Origin of the sequence: Enterococcus sp. 125944 (genome assembly GCF_051909435.1) — a bacterium.
Classification (GTDB): Bacteria; Bacillota; Bacilli; order Lactobacillales; family Enterococcaceae; genus Enterococcus_D; species Enterococcus_D gallinarum.
On the sequence record NZ_JBQASY010000009.1, the window covers coordinates 70,307 to 92,388 of the forward strand.

The 22,082-nt window shown below is 42.1% G+C and carries 21 protein-coding genes; 15 read left to right on the forward strand and 6 right to left on the reverse strand.

Features of this window, described 5'->3' with window-relative positions; genetic code table 11:
- Positions 1-64: 64 nt before the first annotated feature.
- The 7 genes from ACTFWY_RS09715 (at position 65) to ACTFWY_RS09745 (ending at position 6,676) form a co-directional block, all read left to right on the forward strand.
- Positions 65-559: a methylated-DNA--[protein]-cysteine S-methyltransferase gene (locus ACTFWY_RS09715; RefSeq protein ID WP_003128475.1), complete on the forward strand. Its 495-nt coding sequence runs from the start codon at positions 65-67 to the stop codon at positions 557-559.
- A gap of 157 nt (positions 560-716) precedes the next feature.
- Positions 717-2,210 carry a phosphoglucomutase gene (locus ACTFWY_RS09720; protein ID WP_005472834.1) on the forward strand — a complete coding sequence of 498 codons (1,494 nt, stop codon included), beginning with the start codon at positions 717-719 and terminating at the stop codon, positions 2,208-2,210.
- Between the two features lie 21 nt (positions 2,211-2,231).
- Positions 2,232-2,438, forward strand: coding sequence for a hypothetical protein (locus ACTFWY_RS09725; RefSeq protein ID WP_003128478.1), 207 nt, complete (start codon positions 2,232-2,234; stop codon positions 2,436-2,438).
- Between the two features lie 151 nt (positions 2,439-2,589).
- Positions 2,590-3,264: a two-component system response regulator SapR gene (gene sapR / locus ACTFWY_RS09730; protein ID WP_003128479.1), complete on the forward strand. Its 675-nt coding sequence runs from the start codon at positions 2,590-2,592 to the stop codon at positions 3,262-3,264.
- 8 nt (positions 3,265-3,272) lie between these two features.
- Positions 3,273-4,298, forward strand: coding sequence for a two-component system sensor histidine kinase SapS (gene sapS / locus ACTFWY_RS09735; RefSeq protein ID WP_041119852.1), 1,026 nt, complete (start codon positions 3,273-3,275; stop codon positions 4,296-4,298).
- A gap of 97 nt (positions 4,299-4,395) precedes the next feature.
- Entirely contained in the window at positions 4,396-5,262 is an 867-nt protein-coding gene (locus ACTFWY_RS09740; RefSeq protein WP_003128481.1) for a GRP family sugar transporter, read from the forward strand.
- 22 nt (positions 5,263-5,284) lie between these two features.
- The gene (locus ACTFWY_RS09745) at positions 5,285-6,676 is read left to right on the forward strand and encodes an APC family permease (RefSeq protein ID WP_311828397.1); all 1,392 of its coding nucleotides are present in this window, start codon (positions 5,285-5,287) and stop codon (positions 6,674-6,676) included.
- Positions 6,677-6,809: 133 nt separating this feature from the next.
- Here ACTFWY_RS09745 and ACTFWY_RS09750 read toward each other — a convergent pair whose 3' ends face one another.
- Together ACTFWY_RS09750 and ACTFWY_RS09755 are read right to left on the reverse strand one after the other, a co-directional pair.
- Complete coding sequence (locus ACTFWY_RS09750; protein ID WP_003128483.1) at positions 6,810-8,003, reverse strand: toxic anion resistance protein; 1,194 nt, start codon at positions 8,001-8,003, stop codon at positions 6,810-6,812.
- Between the two features lie 97 nt (positions 8,004-8,100).
- Entirely contained in the window at positions 8,101-8,799 is a 699-nt protein-coding gene (locus ACTFWY_RS09755) for a 5-bromo-4-chloroindolyl phosphate hydrolysis family protein (RefSeq protein ID WP_439927110.1), read from the reverse strand.
- A gap of 161 nt (positions 8,800-8,960) precedes the next feature.
- Between ACTFWY_RS09755 and ACTFWY_RS09760 the strand changes: the two genes are divergently transcribed.
- Complete coding sequence (locus ACTFWY_RS09760) at positions 8,961-9,539, forward strand: NUDIX hydrolase (RefSeq protein WP_081131423.1); 579 nt, start codon at positions 8,961-8,963, stop codon at positions 9,537-9,539.
- Complete coding sequence (gene macP / locus ACTFWY_RS09765) at positions 9,532-9,828, forward strand: cell wall synthase accessory phosphoprotein MacP (RefSeq protein WP_003128486.1); 297 nt, start codon at positions 9,532-9,534, stop codon at positions 9,826-9,828. The genes ACTFWY_RS09760 and macP overlap by 8 nt, the downstream gene beginning before the upstream one ends.
- 99 nt (positions 9,829-9,927) lie before the next feature.
- On the opposite strand, the gene ACTFWY_RS09770 is transcribed toward macP, so the two are convergent.
- Complete coding sequence (locus ACTFWY_RS09770; RefSeq protein WP_409535810.1) at positions 9,928-10,632, reverse strand: class I SAM-dependent methyltransferase; 705 nt, start codon at positions 10,630-10,632, stop codon at positions 9,928-9,930.
- Between the two features lie 22 nt (positions 10,633-10,654).
- Between ACTFWY_RS09770 and ACTFWY_RS09775 the strand changes: the two genes are divergently transcribed.
- The 3 genes from ACTFWY_RS09775 to ACTFWY_RS09785 are packed head-to-tail and all read left to right on the forward strand — an operon-like array spanning position 10,655 to position 12,232.
- Entirely contained in the window at positions 10,655-11,350 is a 696-nt protein-coding gene (locus tag ACTFWY_RS09775) for a 5'-methylthioadenosine/adenosylhomocysteine nucleosidase (RefSeq protein WP_060813139.1), read from the forward strand.
- A gap of 18 nt (positions 11,351-11,368) precedes the next feature.
- Positions 11,369-11,914: a cysteine hydrolase family protein gene (locus tag ACTFWY_RS09780; RefSeq protein ID WP_311828396.1), complete on the forward strand. Its 546-nt coding sequence runs from the start codon at positions 11,369-11,371 to the stop codon at positions 11,912-11,914.
- Between the two features lie 18 nt (positions 11,915-11,932).
- A complete protein-coding gene (locus ACTFWY_RS09785; RefSeq protein WP_081131421.1) occupies positions 11,933-12,232 on the forward strand; it encodes a hypothetical protein in 300 nt (99 codons plus the stop codon).
- Positions 12,233-12,452: 220 nt separating this feature from the next.
- Here ACTFWY_RS09785 and ACTFWY_RS09790 read toward each other — a convergent pair whose 3' ends face one another.
- Complete coding sequence (locus ACTFWY_RS09790; RefSeq protein ID WP_311828395.1) at positions 12,453-14,345, reverse strand: M13 family metallopeptidase; 1,893 nt, start codon at positions 14,343-14,345, stop codon at positions 12,453-12,455.
- A gap of 157 nt (positions 14,346-14,502) precedes the next feature.
- Between ACTFWY_RS09790 and ACTFWY_RS09795 the strand changes: the two genes are divergently transcribed.
- Both ACTFWY_RS09795 and ACTFWY_RS09800 read left to right on the forward strand, forming a co-directional pair.
- Positions 14,503-15,051, forward strand: a complete 549-nt coding sequence (locus tag ACTFWY_RS09795) for a C39 family peptidase (protein ID WP_005472825.1) — start codon at positions 14,503-14,505, stop codon at positions 15,049-15,051.
- Positions 15,052-15,123: 72 nt separating this feature from the next.
- Positions 15,124-16,089, forward strand: a complete 966-nt coding sequence (locus ACTFWY_RS09800) for a ribose-phosphate diphosphokinase (RefSeq protein ID WP_005472824.1) — start codon at positions 15,124-15,126, stop codon at positions 16,087-16,089.
- Positions 16,090-16,152: 63 nt separating this feature from the next.
- Here ACTFWY_RS09800 and ACTFWY_RS09805 read toward each other — a convergent pair whose 3' ends face one another.
- Complete coding sequence (locus ACTFWY_RS09805; protein ID WP_081131419.1) at positions 16,153-17,172, reverse strand: LacI family DNA-binding transcriptional regulator; 1,020 nt, start codon at positions 17,170-17,172, stop codon at positions 16,153-16,155.
- Positions 17,173-17,286: 114 nt separating this feature from the next.
- Complete coding sequence (locus ACTFWY_RS09810; RefSeq protein ID WP_156248029.1) at positions 17,287-19,551, reverse strand: glycoside hydrolase family 65 protein; 2,265 nt, start codon at positions 19,549-19,551, stop codon at positions 17,287-17,289.
- Between the two features lie 253 nt (positions 19,552-19,804).
- On the opposite strand from ACTFWY_RS09810, the gene ACTFWY_RS09815 reads away from it, so the two are divergent.
- Positions 19,805-21,976 (forward strand): PTS transporter subunit IIBC, encoded by a 2,172-nt coding sequence (locus ACTFWY_RS09815; RefSeq protein ID WP_311828392.1) that lies wholly within the window; start codon positions 19,805-19,807, stop codon positions 21,974-21,976.
- Positions 21,977-22,082 lie beyond the last annotated feature (106 nt).

Consider the following 22,082-nt stretch of genomic DNA (forward strand, 5'->3'; position numbering starts at 1 on the left):
CTTGCTGCTGTGCTATACTAAAGAAAAACTATGAGGAGTAAGTGGATAGATAGGAGGAAATAGGATGCATTTAACGGTTTCACAGATCCAATTGAATGAGGAAATGTATGAACTGGGTGTCACTGATCAGGGGGCAGCTTATTTTGGTCGTTTAGCAGAACATGCAGAGTTGGCTCTTTTTTTCCCATATGCAGAAATTCGTGAATGTTCTCAGACACCAGAAAGGTATGCAAAGCCGCTGAAAGCCTATTTTGCCGGGGAGCCAGTAGCCTTCGATTTTCCTTTTGACTTTGTCGGTACACCGTTCCAACAAACTGTTTGGCAAGCGTTAACTGAAGTCCCTTATGGAACGACTGTCAGCTATAGTGAATTAGCGGCGAGAATCCAACGTCCTAGTGCCGTCCGAGCGGTTGCCAATGCTGTCGGACGCAATCCGATGATGATTATTGTCCCTTGCCATCGTGTCCTGGGAAAAAATGGTCGATTGACTGGTTATCGGGGAGGTTTGCCGATCAAGCGGAAACTATTACAGCTGGAAGGGATTCCTTTCAAGGACTGAGCGCATTTTTTCTGCAAAAATTTACTAGGTCTTCTTCTCGAATTTAGTGCTTCATAAATTGTTTGTTTAAAAGTAAAAAATACTAAAAAGGTGTTTCTTTTTATGCTACCTTTGATATAATGGAGTTGTTTCCGTTTACAAAAAAGGAGTGGAGAAGATGAAGCGAATGAAGTTGCAAAATGGTTCAGATATCCGTGGAATCGCGCTTTCGACAGCAGATCTTACAGCGGATTTAACAGAAGATGCAGTGAAAGAAATTGCTTCAGGTCTGCGGACCTGGTTGCTGCAGCGATATACGGAACCCTTAAAAGTGGCAGTTGGTCGTGATAGTCGTTTAAGTGGTGAAACGCTGCAGCAGGCGTTTATGAACCAATTGCGAATAGAAGGGATTACGGTTATTGATTGTGGGCTGGCTACAACACCCGCGCTATTTATGAGTACCCAGTTTGCTGATTTTGATTGTGATGCCGGTGTGATGCTGACAGCCAGTCATTTGCCCTATTACTTTAATGGAATCAAGATTTTTAGTAAATCTGGTGGTGCAGAAAAAGAAGATATCTCGTTTATCTTAGCACATCCTGAAGCTCATCCAGCTGACCAACTCGGCGAGTATTACCAACGAGACTTACTTACTCCCTATGCAGCAGATATGGTGACGAAAATTCGTCATGGGATGCAGACAGAAGAAGAACAGCCATTGGCTGGAATGAAAATCATTGTGGATGCTGGAAATGGCGCAGGTGGTTTTTTTGCAGAGCAAGTTTTAGTGCCGTTAGGGGCAGATACGAATGGTTCACAGTTTCTGGAGCCAGATGGACACTTCCCTAACCACATTCCTAATCCGGATAATAAAGAAGCGATGGCTAGTATTACGGAAGCCGTTTTACGAGAACAAGCAGACTTGGGAATCATCTTTGACACCGATGTCGATCGATCCGCTGTGGTGACCAAAAGCGGACAGCCGCTGAACCGCAACAACATGATTGCTGTTTTGAGTAAAATCGTCTTATCCGAACATCCGGCTGCGAGTATTGTCACGAATTCCCCGACCTCCACTCATCTAAAGACATTTATTGAATCGCTAGGTGGTCATCAAGTGCGTTATATTTCCGGGTATCGCAATGTCATCAACAAAGCGATCGCCCTTAACGAAAAAGGCATTAATGCTCAGTTGGCGATTGAAACTAGTGGACATGCAGCATTCAAGGAAAACTATTTTTTAGATGATGGTGCATATGTTATTGCGAAGATCTTGATGTTGCTGCCAACACTTCGTGCGCAAAATATCAGTTTGGAAGACTTGATCGCGGCGCTGAAACAGCCAGTTGAAACCCAAGAATTGCGTTTCAAGATCAATGATTCAGATTATCGTGCAACCGGGGAGAAGGTTATCGCATCGCTAGCGCATCATCTCCCATCGGGGTGGCAGATTGACAATGAAAATGAAGAAGGCATCCGTATACAGGTTTCTGCACCTTATGGACAAGGGTGGTTTTTGTTGCGGTTGAGTTTGCATGAACCATTATTGGTCTTGCAGATCGAAAATGACCAACCTGGACATTTGCCGGCGATCGTCCGCGAAATCAGTGAACGTTTGCTGCCGTTTGAAGCGATCGATCAGTCTGCAATCAAACAATTTTTAGAAAAATAATGAATAGAGAATGAAGGGTTAATGTTGGTATTTATTATGTTAGTGATCATGGCTGTCACTTATGGTGTGAATCTTTTTCTGATAGCATACATGAGAAAACGACCGCAGATCGATGTGGTAGAACGATTGTCTATGTTACTGGGCGTCAATATGAGTGTCTTGTTTGTAGATGGGATCGTTTTATTTGTTGGAAAGTTATTATTAGAAGCAGCGATGATTATTGAATAGACAAAGAAACTCTTAGAGAGTCAGAGAAAAAGAACTTTTTGATCTGGCGGATTTGAGAGTTTTTTTAGCTTTTTTTAAAGCTGGGATTATCATTCGCTTTCGATTTAGATATTTGTTAAAGTAAAGAAAAGAAGTGGAGGGGAATATTCAGATGGCAAAAATCATGGTAGTAGAAGATGAAGCAGTTATTCGCCAGCTGATCATCGAAGAACTTGAAAAATGGCAATTCGAAACATTTGGAACAACTGATTTTCATCAGGTTTTTGACGATTTTGAAGAGCAAGAACCGCAATTGATTTTGTTGGACATCAATTTACCGGTTTTTGACGGCTATTATTGGTGCCAGAAAATCAGAGAGACATCGAAAGTACCGATTATTTTTATATCAAGCCGTAATACGAATATGGATATGATCATGGCGATGAACATGGGGGCAGATGATTTCGTGACGAAGCCATTTGAGATCGATGTCTTGATTGCAAAAATCAATGCACTGCTGCGCCGTTCCTATAACTATGTCGAAAACAACAGCGAAACGCTGGTTCACAATGGGCTTACTTTGAATATCGACAACAGCAGCATGCAGATCAATGATGAGGTAATTGATTTAAGCAAAAATGAGTATCGATTATTATATATATTGATGAAGAATCACGGGAAGATCCTTAGTCGAGAAAAGCTGTTGCGAGCGCTCTGGGATGATGAACGTTTTGTTGACGACAATACATTGACTGTCAATATCAATCGCTTGCGTCGGAAGATTGAGCAAGCCGGTATGGATAATTACATCGAAACCAAAGTTGGACAAGGGTATATTGTGCCATGAACAAACCGATGTCATTCATTGCCTTCTTAAAAGACCGCTGGTTACTTCTGATTGGTTGGGTGATTTTTTTCTTGCTGATGATTCTAGTGATGTGGCTGACACCTGATTTCCCCATCGACTGGGGAACTGTTGGCTATCTTTTTTTGATGGAATCAGTCGTTCTACTGCTTTTTTTGGGCGTTTTTTATATTACTAAACGTCGTTTCTGGCAAAAGCTCACATTCCATGAGTCAGATAGTGTCTTACAAAACTATATTCATGGTGCGCGTTCATCAGAGGAAGAACTGGTTCAAAACTATATCAATCAGCTGATTCGCGAACACCAAGACTTGATGCAGCAAGTGATAAGCAATCAAGAAGAGCAAAAGGAATACATTGATTCTTGGGTCCATGAGATTAAAGTACCTTTGGCAGCGACGCGCTTACTGTTAAATTCGATTGAATTTGATATTCCAGATGAAAAGTATATTTTACTGGAAAACGAAGTGAATCGGATCAATGAGTATGTGGAACAAGTGCTGTATGTGGCACGTTTGGACAGTTTTTCCAAAGATTACCTTGTTCAAGAAGTGTCATTGAAAGCGACGATTCAGCCGGTTATTCGCAGTCAAGCCAACGTGTTCATTCAGAAGAATATTCACTATGCGATTAAAGGGGGAGACCAGCAAGTATTAACTGACGGCAAATGGCTGAGTTTTATTTTTCGGCAAATCCTCAGTAATGCGTTGAAGTATACTCCGGAAAATGGGCGAATCATTGTCCAAATCCAAAAAGATGGGCAAGGAACGCGTCTTTCGGTAGAAGATTCTGGAATCGGTATTCCGGCAGAAGATCTAAGGCGAGTCTTTGATAAGGGATTTACTGGTGAGAATGGTCGGAAGACTGATATGCACTCGACAGGGTTAGGGCTCTATTTAGCCAAGAATCTGGCCAAAGAATTAGGAATTGAGTTAACGATTTCATCGGTTGTAGGAGAAGGGACAACCGTCACGCTTTACTTCCCTCTGCTAAGCTACTATCAAGAAAATCGCTAATGATTTTTTGAGAAATACCATTTAGTTCTTGTCTCTATACCGTTTTCACTGATACACTGAACCTTGTGTGTCAAATTGAATGATAAGGATGGATAAGATGAGTATAGTATTTGCTTTAATACCGATGTTTGCCTGGGGCAGTATCGGATTGGTCAGTGGAAAATTAGGTGGGGATGCGAATCAACAGACATTAGGAATGACAATTGGTGCATTCCTTTTTTCACTGATTGTTTTCTTTGTCACTATGCCGACGATTGATGGCTGGATCGTAGTGATTGGTTTGCTGTCAGGACTTTGCTGGTCAGTTGGTCAAAATGGTCAATTTCATGGAATGAAATATCTGGGCGTTTCGGTGGGGCTTCCGTTATCTACTGGTATGCAATTGATCTTAAATACAATTGCTGGTGCCCTTTTTTTTGGCGAATGGACGCAATCACGAGACTATTTGTTGGGAATCACCGCATTGATTTTATTAGTAACTGGTGCCTATTTGACCGCACGACAAGACGGGGAACAAATGCCTGAGACAGAAAACAAGATGTTGGATTTTCCTAGAGGCTTTCGTTCGTTGATTTCCTCAACAATTGGCTATGGTGCTTACACAATCATTATTACTTGGGCGGGAATTGACCCATTGGCAATTATCTTGCCTCAGAGTATAGGCATGCTGATTGGCGCTAGTTTCTTTGCTCTAAGAAAAACCAAAGTCAATCGGGCGGTCTGGAAGAATACATTATCAGGATTGTTGTGGGGAATAGGAAATGTTTGTATGTTGATAACAGTTCAACAGATCGGACTGGCCGTGGGTTTCTCGCTGTCACAGATGGGGATTATTATCTCTACACTGGGAGGCATATTCTTATTAGGGGAGAAAAAAACCAAAAAAGAGTTCAAATATGTGGTTTTTGGTTGCTTGCTTGTTATTTTTGGTGGTATCCTTCTAGGGTATATGAAAGCTGCATAAGTAGTGAAATTTAGGAGGATTTATGGATTTATTTCGTAAAAAAACTATTGAAGCCAGTCCCGTTAGTCATTTGAAAAAAGATTTGAAATTGAAAGACTTGATCATGTTGGGTATTGGCGCAATCATCGGCACAGGGATTTTTGTTGTGACCGGTGTGGCTTCTGCTGTATATGCAGGGCCAGCATTGATCTTGTCATTTGTCTTAGCGGCTTTTGTCGTTATCTTATCAGGGCTCTCTTTTGCGGAGTTTGCTTCCCGTATCCCTGTATTAGGCGGTGCCTATTCGTATGTGTATGTTGTATTTGGCGAATTTGTTGCATGGCTCGCTGGCTGGTTTCTGCTATGCGAGTTTATGTTGGCAGTATCTTCGGTGGCCTCTGGCTGGTCCGGTTATGTCCAAGGGTTCTTGACAAGTATCGGTGTGCATCTGCCAAAAGCGCTGACTGCTGGCTATAATCCTGGCGAAGGAACGTACATTGATCTGATTGCAGGATTAGTGATCATTTTTGTGACGATTTGGGTAAGTCAAGAAGCCAAAAAAGCCTTGCGATTGAACAATGCTATGGTTTGGGTCAAATTCGGGATCATTGCGCTTTTTATCTTTTTGGGGGTATTTTTTGTGAAGCCAAGCAACTGGCAGCCGTTCATGCCTTTCGGATTTTCGGGCGTCTTTAATGGGGCGGCACTTGTTTTCTTTGCTTTTTTGGGCTTTGATGCGGTCGCAATGGCTGCGGAAGAAGTTGAAAATCCGAAAAAAGATGTGCCCCGGGGAATTATCGGTTCAATTGCGATCGCTACCTTATTGTATATCGTGGTCACGCTGATTTTGACTGGAATCGTTCCCTTTACAGAATTGAATGTCAATGATCCGGTAGCTTTTGCCATGCGATATATCGATCACGGCGTAGTTGGTTCGGTGATTTCGGTGGGTGCCATTTTAACGCTGCTGACAGTGACGATTTCCATGATGTACTCATTAGCACGTTTGCTTTATGCTATCAGTAAGGATGGCTTGTTGCCAAAATCATTGCAAAAAATTGATCCTAAGCATAAGACACCGAAAAAAGCGACTTATGCAGCTGGAGTCGTCGCCTTCTTTTTTGCCGCAGCTTTTCCATTGAATATTTTGGCAGAATTAACGAATATCGTGGCATTGGCCTACTTGATCTTAATGTCGTTGGGGATCATCAAGCTGCGTAAAATGATGGGCATGCCCAAAAAAGGGGAATTCAAGGTGCCGCTTGTGCCAGTCTTGCCATTAGTTTCTGTTGCTAGCTGTTTGTTCTTGATGACGCGATTGCAGACAGCCACTTGGATCGTTTTTGGTATTACGATCGTCATTGGTTTGCTGATCTATTTTATCTATGGGTACCGCAACAGTGCATTGAATGAAGAAAACCAGCAAGAGCGTTAGTGTTTGCTAACGCTCTTGTTTTTGTTCATGTCTTGGCAGGAAACCAAAAGTGATGACACTGTAAAAAACGAGCCCCTGAGAGATTCCCAGAGGCTCGTTCAGCTAATAGAAAACAGTATTGCGTCTGCCTGAATTATTTGTTTCCAGTCAAGTCTAACAAGCGATCTTTGAGGTCTTCTTCCAAGTGACCCAATTCCACTTCGGCCGCTCGGCGTTTTTCTTTTCCTTCTTTTTGGATACGCAATGTTTCCTGAATTGTTTCGACAAGATCGTTTTGCGTTTTTTGCAGCGTTTCGATATCAACGATTCCTCGTTCGTTTTCTTTAGCTGTTTCGATCGCAGAGACCTTCAGCATTTCAGAGTTCTTACGTAAGAGATCATTCGTTGTTTCCGAAACTTGGCGTTGTGCAGTAACCGCATCTTTTTGACGCAATAAAGTCAGTGCGATAACGACTTGGTTTTTCCATAAAGGAATCGCTGTATTGACAGATGCCTGAATCTTTTCTGCTAATGCTTGGTTGGTATTTTGGATCAAACGGATCTGTGGTGCTTGTTGGATCGTGATCTGACGGGCCAAGCGCAAGTCATGGGTCCGCTTATCTAAGCGATCCAAAAATTGCGTATAGTCATTGGCGATCTGTACATCCATCTGATCATTCGTTTCTTGTGCTTTTTTCATTGCTTCAGGAATAATCGTTGTTTGTAGTTCTTGCATTTTTAACTCACCGGCAGCAATATAGATATTCAATGCATCGAAGTAATCTTTGTTTTTTTGGTAAAGCTGTTCCAACATCAAATTGTCTTTTAACAGACCGTCTTTTTCTTTGTCTAATTTAACAGCGATTTTATCGATTTGAGCACCGATTTTTTGGTATTTAGCGGTGATCTCAAAAATCGATTGTTTGACTTTGCCAAACATCCGTTTGAAGAGATTGCCTTCTCCTGCCCGTAATTCATCTGGATTAGCTTCTTGCAGACGATACATCAACTCTGTCAATGAATCACCGACAGGTCCGATATCTGCTGCTTGCACATGATTCAGCATCGATTGAGAGAATTCTCCCAGCTTGGTTTGAGCAGCTGCGCCATAGGTAATGACTGCTTGTTGGTCGGTTGGATCAATCTTATTCGCTAACTCTTGTGCCTGTGCTTGTCGCTCAGGTGGTAATTTATCAATTAAGCGAGAGGCTTTTTGTTGTTCTTGCAAGGCATTGATCTCTGCCTGCTGGGTTGTCGTCAATGTATCGACAGGGGTTGCAAATGGATTATTCAATAGATCATCAAGAGTATCGTTTACTGGTTTAACTTGATTTGGTGTCTCCGTCATTCTAACTCCTCCTAAGTCTTGTTTCGAAAAAAATCTAGCCTGGGCTAGATTTTTTTTTGGATCGCTTCATTCGAAGATCGAGCAAAGGAATCCATCCCTATTCATTATCTCGTTTTATGCTTTGTTTGGCAATGGATAACTCGATATCAAGATCATCTAAATCATCTGCCACAAACTGCTGATAATCTTTAGCGATCAACGAGGCCATTTGTTCAATGATTTGAGTGCTTTCTTCGATTTTTTCATAGGTTTCACGGCTTTTGATCTCATGTTCATTGATCTCAATGAATTTGTCTGTCAAATCAACCATGTTCGGCAAATGGGTGTAAAGAAAATGACTCGCCGAATGTAATTTCGTCGGTTCTTTGACCAACTCTTTGAACAGTGCTTTCGAAGCGCGTAATGCATCATGACGCAAGTCGATCGCTTTTAATTTATTGCTGCGGTTGATGTTTTTTTGTAAATGCTCGATCTGTTGTTTGGTTTGATTCATGGTTTCTCGGAACAGTTCGATTTCACTTGGAGACATACCGCTTTTCAAGTAATGCGCTTCTTTTTCTTTCGTCAGTATAGGTAACACATTGGGATTTGCTTCTACCTTACGCCCCTTCAGACCGATAAATACCAGAATCGCGCCAACGATCAGCAACAAGACAGTAAATAAATCAGTGCCTGTGGAACTGATAAAGGCAAAAAGTGTGATTACAGCGATCGCAGAAACGATCAGCCAAATATTTTTTTCATTTTTCCTCCTCCTAAAATTCTTTGGACAAGTAATATAGGGATTGTTCGACATCCTTATTTTAGCATGTTCACTAGTAGAAAAATATCAGACTTGGGGTGGATTTTCCGATATTTAGTAAAATCATAATCTTTCTTGCTCTTTCTTAAGGAGATATTTTTGAGAAACTATGCTAAAGTATTTTGTAGAAAAGACGTTAAAGGTCAGGTGAAAAAATGTTAACCTATAAAGATTTTGAAGAAAAAACGATTGCCAGAAACGAGATTTTTCATGGAAAAATCATTGATGTCGTTGTTGATGATGTCGCATTACCAAATGGCGGTACTAGCAAACGAGAGTTGGTCTTTCATCCAGGCGGTGTTGCAGTGATCGCTGTGACGGAAGAAAATAAAATGATTTTTGTCCGCCAGTTTCGCAAGCCATTAGAGAAAGTCATTTTAGAGATTCCGGCAGGCAAGATCGATCCAGGAGAAGGTGCACAGCCCGAATTGACTGGTGCTCGTGAATTAGAAGAGGAAACCGGCTACCGAGCATCAACGTTGGAACATGTGCATTCGATGTACCTTTCCCCGGGCTTTGCTAATGAAGTGCTGCATTTGTTTCACGCGAAACAATTACAAAAAGTAGAGAACCCGCTGCCTCAAGATGAGGATGAAGTATTGGAAGTGTATGAATTGACAATGAAAGAAGCCAAAGCAGCAATCGCAGATGGAACGATCTGTGATGCAAAAACGATTTTTGCGATTCAGTTTTGGGAGCTTTTAGAATTGAAACGGAGGAACAGCCGTGCCTAAAGAACCACTGATCACCCGCTCTGAATTGCGTCGACGTCGTGAAGAAGAAATGGCTGCTTCTGAGCGAAACCAAAAGATCGTTGCTAAGCAAGCAAACAAAGAGTGGAAGCAAAAAGAAAAGCAAATCGACAATCATTATCGGAAAGTCCGTAAAAAAAATAAAGCGATCACTAAAACGAGAGCAGGAGAAAATCAGAAGTCCCGCAACTTGAATACTTTTTTGATCAAAGCAATCGTGGTAGTGGCATTGCTGCTGATCGTAGTTGCATTAGCGATCTTTTTGCTTTAAGGAACACGATTAATCGGGTTTAATTCGTTGATCAGCACATGTATCTAATCAAAAACCAGCACGCAGAGCATCAGCGCTCAGCATGCTGGTTTTTTTGTTTTATGGCTGGGATGGCTTAGCAGCGCTATATAGAAAAAGAGCAGCATCTTGCCCCATAAACAACTGTGGACCTTCAAAAAATGTTTCATAACTTACTGAATCAAAACCTACTGATTCTGCTAGTTGGAGCAGCGTGTCTTGCTCAAATCCATTGTGTACTTTAGGATGTGAGACGGATTGGTTTTTATTGAAATCAACGATGAACAAACGTCCGCCGGGTTTTAACAATTGATAAAGTTGCTGCAGTAAATGTTCTGTGTCGGGAATATGAAGCATTATCAGCGATAACAGAACGATATCTGCTTCTTCATGAATGGACTCCTTCGTTAAATCGTGGAGTGATCCAGAAACATTTGTCAGCCCTTGCTGGGTGACCTTCTGATCAACGATCGCCAGCATGCCCTCTGCAGTATCCCAAATCTGCAGTTGCTTGACTAAAGGGGCCAGCGGTAAACTAACAAGACCTGTTCCGCCGCCATAATCAATAAGAATTTGTTCACGGGCATTCATCAGTTGGGGTCTTACTGCTGCTGTAATCTTTTCAGCTAGAGCAATCCTTGGGGGTGTATCGTAATGGTCGGCCATTTTATTAAAAATCTCAGACATAAAAACCTCCTTAATGGTCTGACAAAAAACTGTTCCTTTGAGTAAAACTAGTTTATCATAAAAGGAGAAAAAATGATCTTTTATTAAGATATAATGTATAGGATCGTCAGGAGGCTACAAGATGAAAATTGGTATTATCGGTGCAATGGATGAAGAAATTAAGATGTTGCGGGAAGCATTGGAAGCTCCCTTATCTTGGGAGCGAGCTGGAGCACTATTTATTTCCGGCAGTATCGGCAATCATGAAGTGATCGTTGTTCGATCTGGAATCGGGAAAGTTGCCGCTTCACTGACAACAAGTTTGCTGATTCAGCAATATGGGGTCAACATGGTGATCAATACTGGATCTGCTGGGGGAATCGGTGCTGGTTTAGCTGTTGGCGACCTTGTGATTTCAGAAAAACTAGCTTATTTCGATGTAGATGTTACTGGATTTGGGTATACATATGGGCAACTCCCAGGGGGAATGCCTTTGTATTTCGAGGCCAGTCGTTACTTGATCGGCGAAATGACCAAAGCCGCAGAAGCAACGAATCACAATGTAAAAAATGGCTTGATCGTAACAGGGGACAGCTTTATCAATGACGGACGTAAAGTACAAGAAATCCTAAGGCACTTCCCAGACGCTTTGGCTTGCGAGATGGAAGGTGCTGCGATCGCCCAAACAGCGAAGCAATTCAATATTCCTTTCCTTGTCGTAAGAGCCATCAGTGACACTGCGGATCATGCTGCAACAGTTTCCTTTGACGAATTCATTTTGGAAGCCGGCAAGCGCTCTGCAGAAATGGTGCTCGCCTTTGTTAAAAAGCTGAAATAAAATTGGAGGAGATCACAAATGAACGCATTACTCTCAATTGATTATACGGTCGATTTTGTAGCTGATACTGGTCGTTTGACGACCGGTCAAGCGGGTCAAGCGATTGAAACAACATTAGTAGATCATACCCAACGATTTATCGATCAAGGGGATTTTGTTGTCTTTGCCATTGATCGCCATGAAGCAGAAGATCCTTATCATCCAGAAAATCAGTTGTTTCCTTCTCATAATCTGGCAGGGTCAGAGGGACGGAATCTCTACGGGACACTAGCTGCAGTGTATGAAGATCACAAAGAAAAAGAAAATGTTTACTGGATCGATAAGCGCCACTACTCGGCGTTTAGTGGGACAGATCTTGACATTCGTTTACGGGAACGGGGCATTACTGCACTTTATTTGACTGGTGTCTGTACAGATATCTGTATCTTGCATACGGCTGTCGATGCGTATAACCTTGGGTATCGATTATTTATTTTCAAAGATGCTGTCGCAAGTTTCGATCCAGTCGGTCATGAATGGGCGTTGCGCCACTTTGAGCAGACATTAGGGGCTACTATTCTTTAAAAAAAGGAGCTGAGTGTAATGGGATTTATGGATCAATTAAAAGAACAGTTTAGTTTCAGTGAATTGACAGGATTGTATCAGTCCTATAAAAGCGGTGAATTGGATGTTGACAAGATTTTGAATGATACGTTCATGCAAAAGTATACCGATTTTGAAAATGTGGAAGCATTGATGACAAAACTAGGCATTCAAGATAAAGATCAACTCATGGACTTTATGAAAGATAGAAGCAACCGGCATCATGCTGACCAAGTCGTAAAGGACCATTCCCAATTTGATTCTCTAATCGAAATGATCAAAAAAGCACTAGGAAAATAAAATCACCGCCCCCGAAAAGTTAGCAGCAAACAGCTAACTTTTCGGGGGCGGTCTTAATATTGTATCTTTTGATGAAGGTGGCGGCTGATTGTATTTCTGAACTACTTTGGCTAATGATGTGAGGTGAATCCTCTTTTTTTTTTTTAAAGTTGCATCAACAAATGGACCAATGATTCATAACCAAACAGTTCGTAACAAATGCCTCGTAGCAAGCTGTATCTTACCAGATTTGAACACGGTCTTCAGGAGCCCGGTACATGCCATCTCCCGGTTCAATACCGAAAGTAGTGAAGAAGGAATCGATGTTTTGAACTTGGATGTTGGCCCGTAACTTGGCAGGGCCATGAACATCAATGGCCAGCAGCAACTGTTGATATTGTTCTTTGGCTTTTGTGCGCCAAATTTTTGCCCAATTGATAAAGAAGTCTTCTAGTGAGACGTCAGTTTCTTTTTCTGCTGCTTCTAGTGCACAGCTTAATCCACCAGCATCGGCAATATTTTCCGATACTGTCAAGGTGCCATTGACCGTTCCACCAGCAAATGGCAAGCCGTCGAATTCATTGATCATTTCTTGAGCCAATGTCTCAAAATGGGCCAGGTCCTCTGCTGTCCACCAATTATTCAGGTTGCCGAATTCGTCAAATTTGGCTCCGTTATTATCAAAAGCATGGGAAATCTCATGAGCGATCACTGCACCGATCCCACCATAATTGGCACTTGCTGATTGAGACAGACTGTAAAATGGTGCTTGTAAAATAGCTGCTGGGAAGACGATCACATTCTTGAAAGGATGATAGTAGGCATTGACTGTTGCTGCAGACATTTCCCACTCCTCGCGATCGACCGGTTTTTGCCATTTGCTAAAAAGATCTTCCCGGAAGATACGTCCAAAACGTAGTGCATTTTGTAACAATGATGCATCAGGGTCTGTGTGCAGTCGATCATAGATAGCTGGGATTTTGTCTGGATAACCGACATGGATTCCTAGTTTATTTAATTTAACGATTGCTTTTTGTTTGGTATGCTCGCTGAGCCAAGTATTGCTGGTCAAACGATCTTGATAGACGCCGATCATCGTTTCCACCATATGTTTTACATCATTTTTCGCTTTTTCACCAAAATACTTGCGACCATAATAATCACCGACGACTTGACTAAATTGGCCAATCGTCAGATAATAGGCGGCTTTTTCTTTAGGCATCGCTTCATCAATGCCAGAGAGGTACCGATTGTAGGCTCCGCCGAGTTGGCGTAGTTCTTCACTAAGATATCCAGTGTAGCGCAAACTTTGATGAACGATCATCCAGCTTTTCAATAAATCAAAGTGGGTAGGAGAGACAATGATATCGAATGCCTCAAAGTACTCAGGCTCAGTCACGATCAGCTCTTTTGGTTCGGCATTTAATAAAGCGGTTAATGTCTTTTTGAAGTCGAGTTGCGCCGAATGCTGTGCAAAGGTATCTAGACTTTGCGGATTGTAATTTTTGCTGTAATCGGCATTTTCTTCCGCGCTGCGAACATGAGGAGCAATCAATTTATCAAAAGCCAGTGTTTGTTCTACCAACGACTCTGCTTCGGATTGTGATTTCCCTAATTTCGTTAAGAGCGCAACAGCATTGTCGAAGAAAACTTGTAGTAACTCTTCTGCCTGCGGGTGGTCAGTATAATATGTTTTGTCAGGCAAGATCGTTGCTGGCGGATAGGCCAACAGTGTATTCATTTTCGCGTTTTTCATATCGGAGTCGATATCGAAAGCAAATGGTAGTTGGATGCCGTTAAGAATGAATTCAGGTAGCTGTGCATTTAACTCGTCATAAGACGCAAGGGTTTCGATTTTTGCCAAAATCGGCAAAACTTCTTGACCTGCGTTTTCATCACGGGTAGCAAAATCGCTTGCTAAGCGATAGAAAGCAACGGCGTCTTTCATTTTTCCTTTAGGAATTGCTAAAGGATCTGCCGCCATATTCTTGAACTCAGCCATCATCAACTGATCGATTCCGTCTACCAGATCTTGAAAACCTCCAGTTGCCGGTTTATCCGCAGGGATCACCGCTGATTCCAACCAATCGCCATTCACATAATCATAAAAATCATCTTTTAATAATGTTGTCATATGCTTCGCTCCTTTTTATGCTTTCTCCTATTATGGAACAAAATTTTCCAGTACGCAAAAAAAGTTTGTTTTTTTCTTAACGAAAAAGTTCCTTAGTGTCTAAACCGGCTGATTCCCGTGGTACTATTAAGATATACTTTGGTAAGGAGGAATGGCGATGGAAGAAAGAGAGAACATAGATACTTGGCAGGGAATACCAGAAGAACGATTCCGCCGCTACAAATCTTGGGTAACACCTTCCGGCTATTTGTGCGGAACTTATGCTGCCACCGTGTTTTTGGCTTATTATCAAGATTATATCGATGAGCAGATCATCCCTAAAACAGTGAGAAGGAAAAATCAGCTGCAGCCGGGCGCACTGACTGACATCTTGCGGCTCTTGATTCAACCTCATGGATTGCCAACGATTGCTTGGCAGGTGGCTCATGGACTATCACGCTTTTTCACTCATTTTGATCTACCTTATCGGGGGCGTGCCACAGTTTTCGGCGGCTGGCAGCGAGCCTGCAAACGGATCGATCAAGGCAAACCGGTGATCGTTGGTCTCTTGAAGCCTTTAGGAAGTACCTACGGCAATCACTGGGTAGTCGCATATGCTTATTTAGAAACAGAGACCGGACGTTATCTAAAAGTTCATGACAACTGGGGGAATTACAATCAAGTGATTCCAGCCAGCTGGATTAACGGAACCGTCTCGTTACCTTAAATTAATTTAATGAAAAAAGCACCTATAATGTGCTAGAATAAAAGAAACAATTCACTTCACTTGGAGGCAGACATGGGCGAAAGTTATAAAGATAGTTCATTGAAGATTTTCAGTTTGAACGGCAACAGACCGTTAGCCGAGAAAATTGCAAAAGTTTTCGGTACAGAGTTAGGTAAGTCAAAAGTAACACAATTTAGTGATGGAGAGATCGCGATCAATATTGAGGAAAGTGTTCGTGGCGATCATATTTTTATCATTCAATCAACCAATGAACCAGTCAATGATCACTATCTTGAATTGTTGATCATGATCGATGCCATGAAACGTGCAAGTGCCAAAACGATTAATGTGGTTTTACCGTACTATGCGTATGCAAGACAAGACCGGACGGCAAATCCTCATGAACCGATCACGGCAAAATTGATTGCCAATATGTTAGTGGAAGCTGGGGCGACACGGATCTTGACATTGGATCTGCATGCCGTGCAGGTGCAAGGCTTCTTTGATATTCCTGTTGATAATCTATTTACGATTCCGCTTTTCGCGCATTATTATCGCGAGAAAAAAATGATCGGAGATGAATATGTCGTTGTCTCTCCCAAAAATAGCGGAGTTCAGCGGACCCGCAGTTTAGCCGAATATTTAGATACAGCGATTGCGATCGTTGATCAAGATGAGGCAGATGGTGGCTATGTGATTGGAGATGTTGCCGGCAAAAAATGTATTTTAGTAGATGATATTTTGAATACAGGCAAAACATTGTCAAAGGCAGCAGATTTGCTAAAAGAAGCAGGAGCTAGTGAGATTTATGCGTGCGTCTCTCATGCGTTATTGTCACCACCGGCCAAAGACATTCTTGATCAATCTGTCATCGAAAACATTTGTGTCACAGATTCTTGTTGGACTGCCGAAGAACGGCATCCAGAACGGTTGTCTTACCTTTCTTGTGCAGAACTGATGGGCGAGGCTGTCAAACGAATCCACGAAAATACACCGATGAGTCCCCTGTTTCGGTTAGAAAGCAAAGAATACAAATAAGAAGCAAGAGAGTCCGGTTATTCTGGACTTTCTTGCTTCTTATTTGTCATGAGACAATGCAATTTATGCTAAGTTATTGAGGTTCAAGACAGTCTCTCGTTTAATCAGCTTATGCGGGACGACAAGCTGAACCGCATTTGAACCTTCATGGTTTAATTGTGCCATCAAGCTTTCTGTGGCGATTTTTCCTAAGGATAAGACGTTGATGTCAATGCTGGTCAAGTAAGGATGGGTCAATGTAGCAAAAATCGAGTTATTAAAGCTGATCACAGATAGATCATCCGGAACTTTATACCCGAACATCGTTGCCAGTTGGATGATCCGAACTGCAAAAAGATCATCGATTACTACGATTGCCGTTGCTTCGGTCTCTTTGATCGTTGTCTCGAAATTGACATAGTCTTCTGCCTGTTCAAATGTCAATGCCGGATAAAAAGGCAGGTTGGCTAGCATCATTGCTTTTTGATAGCCAAAGAAACGTTCGAAATAGAGATTTTCGTGAGTTGTATTCGTAGCAAACAATATCTTAGAGTGTCCTTGGGAGATCAGATACTCTGTCGCTTGTTTTCCCAGCATTTGGTTGTCATTATCAACAAAAACGATATTTTCTTCATTGCTGTAAGGATGTCCAATCAATGTGAAAGGAACTTTTTTACGAACTAAATAATCAATGATTGGATCTTTTTCATCGGAATAGACTAAGATAAAACCATCCACTTGTTTTTGAAGGTGCATACGTTCCACATTTTTCAATAATGTATCAAAATCACGGGCAGAGGCAACCGCAACCGTCATTTGGTGGTGGCGAGCTTCTTCGTTGATGGCTTCGATCGTTTCTAAATAGAAAGGATTTCCTAGCCGTTCCTTTGAATCCAAAGGCGGCAAGATAACACCGATCGCGCTTGAAATCTGCTTGCCTAGATTTCGCGCAGCCAAATTTGGCACGTAGCCCATCTCAGCCATGATTTTGCGTACTTTCTTTTTTGTGTCTTCAGAGATACTAGGGTGATCATTCACGACCCGAGAAACAGTTGAAGTAGCGACGCCGGCTTTTTTGGCGACATCTTTGACAGTTACGCTCACTGTTTTCCCTCCTTTTTTAGCTTATAGTATCATAAAGTTGTGTTATTTTGGTAGCCGGAAAGAAAAGAAAGAAGAAATGCCTTCATTTCTTCTTTCTTGGTTTCTGATCAATAATTAAGCAATAGTTACTGAGACTTCTTCTTCCAGCAGATGCTCTTTTCCATAAAGCTGAACTGTCAATGGCTCACCACTGATTTTCTTTAGTGTGACAGTTTCTTCTTTAACAGAAATGAATAATAAGCGTCCGCGATAATTGATATGGAAAGCATAGCTGTTCCAAGTCTTCGGTAGAAACGGGGCAAAACCTAGATGGGCATGGTCCGTCTTCATTTGGGCAAATCCTTGAACGATCGCTAACCAGCTGCCAGTCATTGAAGTGATATGCAAACCATCGTCGGTATCATTGTTGTAGTTATCCAAATCTAGCCGAGCCGTTCGTTCATACATTTCCAGTGCTTTTTCTTCCATTCCCAGCTCGGCTGCTAAGATGGCATGGATACTAGGAGACAGGGAAGACTCGTGCACTGTCATTGGTTCATAGAAGTCAAAGTTGTTTCGTTTTTCCTCTTCTGTAAATTGATCCCCAAAGAAATAGATTCCTTGTAAGACATCCGCTTGTTTGATAAAGCAAGAGCGCAAGATTCGGTCCCATGACCAATTTTGATTCAATGGCAAGTTTTCTGGATCTAAATCAGTGACTGGCATCAAATCTTTGTCTAAGAAGGTATCGTGCTGAACGAAAATTCCTAAGTCTTGATCTTCTGGGAAATACATATTGTCAATGATATCCTGCCAGTAGTCTTGCTCTTTTTCTGGGATCGTTACGGTTGCTTCTGTGGCATATTCTTTATAACTTTGTAAAGTATAGCTCAAGACCCAGGTAGCCATCTTGTTCGTATACCAGTTATTGTTGATGTTATTCTCATATTCGTTGGGGCCGGTAACGCCATGGATCATATATTTTTGCTGACGTTTGGAATAATGGACACGATCTGCCCAGAAACGAGCGATGGCCGTTAATACTTCCAAGCCTTCTTTTTTCAGATAGCTCGTATCACCTGTGTAATTCGTGTAGTTATAGATGGCATAAGCGATTGCACCATTTCGATGGATCTCTTCAAAGGTGATTTCCCATTCATTGTGGCATTCGATCCCTGTAAATGTCACCATAGGATAAAGCGCGCCAGCCAAGCCTTGTTTTTGCGCATTGATATGGGCTTGCGGCAATTGATTGTGGCGATATTTCAACAAATTCCGAGTGATTTCTGGTTTCGCTAATGCCAAATAAAGAGGCACAGCATAGGCTTCTGTATCCCAATAAGTAGCGCCACCGTATTTTTCACCGGTAAATCCTTTAGGTCCAATATTTAAACGTTCATCTTCTCCATAATAAGTCGAGAAGAGTTGGAATAAATTGAAACGAATTCCTTGTTGCGCAGCAGCATCGCCTTCAATGATCACATCAGCTAATGCCCAGCGGTCTTTCCAAGCATTGACTTGTTCTTGCCGTAAGTCTTCGTAAGGTGCGCTGTACACTTGGAAAAGCTCTGCAATTTTTGTTACTTGATCATGAGGATTGACATCACGACTGGTAACAATAATCACGTCTTTTTGTAAATGAAAGACAGCTCCTGTTTCTCCTGAAAAAGTAAACGCGTCAGCAATCGTCAATTCACTCGTCTCTGTGGATGCTGGCTCTTGACTATGACGCATTGCGGCAGTGACCGTGAATTGCTCAATGTCAAAGTTGTTTTCAATGGTACGGGTGGTTAGATAACGATAGTTGCCTGAGCTGCCGTGGTCTAATTCTTCCCAGAAGCGTTCTTCGTAATTACTATCTTCATTGCGGACATTATTGTCTAGTTTAGAAATGACTGTGATTTCTGCTGATCCTTCAAGGATTTCTGCCTGCATCGTGATTACCGCCATTTCTCGCTTGACGATACTTAAAAAGCGCTCAAAAGTAAATTTGACAGTTGCGCCAGCTAATGAAACCGTAAATGTCCGGCGTAAAATTCCTGTTTGCATATCCAGTTCCATATAAAAATCGCTCGGACTGATTTTCGCAAGATCAACAGCCTGATTGTTGATGAAAAGATCCATTGCAATGAAGTTAACAGCATTGATCACTTTTCCAAAATAATCCGGATAGCCATTTTTCCACCAGCCAACACGAGTTTTGTCTGGATACCAGACCCCTGCCAGATAAGTCCCTAGATGGTGATCGCCACTATATTGTTCTTCAAAATTACCCCGCATCCCCATATAGCCATTTCCAATACTTGTAAGCGACTCTTGTAGTCGGCGATTTTCTTTATCTAAAGTAGTTGTTGCGATTTTCCAAGGATCGATATCGAACAAACGCTGGATTTTTTTCATAGGTTTTTCCTCCAAAATCTTTTTGATAACTCTATAATAAATGCAAACGATTGCGTTAGTCAAGCGTAAATCATTGGTTTCTATGCTTTTTTAAATAGAAGTGTGACAAAGAGCTGTTTTTGCGCATTTTTATAAATTAATGACTGAGGAGAATGTAAATTGAAATTTCTCGGTTTACAAAATTTTCAATCTCCGCTACAATGTGGTTATTAAGAAACCGATTGCGTAAAACGGTGGAGGAGGAAGAAAGAGGATGAAAAAATTACTAAGCTTTGAATTCTGGCAGAAATTCGGAAAAGCACTAATGGTTGTGGTAGCTGTTATGCCTGCCGCCGGATTGATGATCAGTATTGGGAAGACGATCCCCATGATTAATGCCGATTGGGCATTTTTGGTAACGACCGGTGGTGTGATCGAAAATATTGGTTGGGCAATTATTGGGAATCTGCACTTATTATTTGCATTAGCTATCGGTGGTAGTTGGGCGAAAGAACGCGCAGGCGGGGCATTCGCTGCTGGGATTGCATTTGTATTGATCAATCGAATCACAGGTTCGATCTTCGGGGTCACAAGCGCCATGCTGACGGAAGAAGGGGCTTTTACTCATACATTGTTCGGTACGAAAATTATGGTGGACGGCTTTTTTACAAGTGTCTTAGAAGCTCCGGCACTGAACATGGGTGTTTTTGTAGGAATCATCGCCGGGTTTGTTGGTGCGACTGCTTATAATAAATACTATAATTTCCGCAAACTGCCCGATGCGCTTTCGTTTTTTAATGGCAAGCGCTTCGTCCCGTTTGTTGTAATTGCTCGTTCCGTGGTTGTTGCGATCGTGTTAGCGATCGTTTGGCCTTACATTCAAGCAGGAATCAATAACTTTGGCTTGTGGATCGCACAATCGCAAGAAAGTGCGCCGATTTTAGCACCTTTCTTGTTTGGAACATTAGAACGATTACTATTGCCATTTGGGTTGCATCACATGCTGACTATTCCCATCAATTATACTGAATTAGGAGGCACCTATACGATCTTATCTGGTGCACAAGCGGGGACACAAGTTTTCGGTCAAGATCCTCTATGGTTAGCTTGGGCAACTGATTTGGTCAATATGCGAAATGCAGGAGATACTTCACAATACCAATTCTTGATAGAGAATTTTGTGCCTGCACGTTTCAAAGTCGGACAAATGATCGGTTCTTCTGGTATTTTGATGGGACTTGCCTATGCAATGTATCGCAATGTCGATGCAGACAAACGCCATAAATATACCTCGATGTATTTATCCGCTGCCATCGCGGTTTTCTTGACAGGCGTGACAGAGCCATTGGAATTTATGTTCATGTTTGCGGCTGTACCGTTATATGTTGTTTATGCAGTCGTTCAAGGGGCAGCATTTGCTATGGCGGATATCGTTCACCTGCGTGTTCACTCCTTTGGAAATATCGAACTATTGACTCGGACACCAATGGCGATCAATGCAGGTCTGGGTCAGGACTTGATCAATTTTGTCCTAGTAACGATCGCATTTGGGGTCGGCATGTATTTCTTGGCTAACTTCTTAATCAAAAAATTCAACTTTGCGACGCCCGGACGCAACGGCAACTACGAAGTAGAAGGAGCTGACGAAAACGTAGCAACAACTGCCTCTGACGGAACGTTAGATCCAAACTCTCAAGTGGTTAAGATCATTCATCTGTTGGGAGGACGTGAAAACATCCGCGATGTAGATGCATGTATGACTCGCTTAAGGGTCTCTGTCAAAGACCCTAGCTCAGTAGGAGACGAAAAGTCTTGGAAAGGTGCTGGCGCATTAGGTTTGATCGTAAAAGATAACGGAGTGCAAGCGGTATATGGGCCTAAAGCCGATGTACTTAAATCAGACATCCAGGATATCTTGGATTCCGGTGTGGCGATTCCTGAAGCAGTCATAAAAGAAGTCACTAATGAGACGAATCACGAAAGCCAAGGGATAACCGCTGAGGTTGTTTCAGTAGCCGATGGGCAAGTGATTCCGATCACGGTGGTCAGTGATCAAGTCTTTGCAGAGAAAATGATGGGGGACGGATTTGGCGTGATTCCCGATAACACGCAGGTGTATTCACCTGTTTCTGGGAAAGTGACGAATGTTTTTCCTACGAAACATGCGATTGGGTTGCTATCTGATGAAGGAGTCGAAGTATTGGTTCATATGGGCTTGGATACTGTTGAACTTCAAGGGGCACCATTCACAGTTTCTGTCACAGAAGGGCAGCAAGTCACAAAAGGTGACCCGTTGGCTTTAATGGATCTCGCAGCTATCAAAGAAGCGGGTAAGGATACAACGATCGTTGTAGTAATGACAAATACTGATCAAATCGATTCCTTTGAATTGGCCCAAACTGGTCAGCAAAAAGCTGCAGCAGTTGTTGGAATCGTCAAACTATAATAAAATGACTAAGAGCTGTGCCATAAGTATTTTACCAAACTGAATATCCAAACGATCGTGGGGTTGCTACAGTCTGGTAGTTTCTCGTCGCAATTCACGAGAAGTA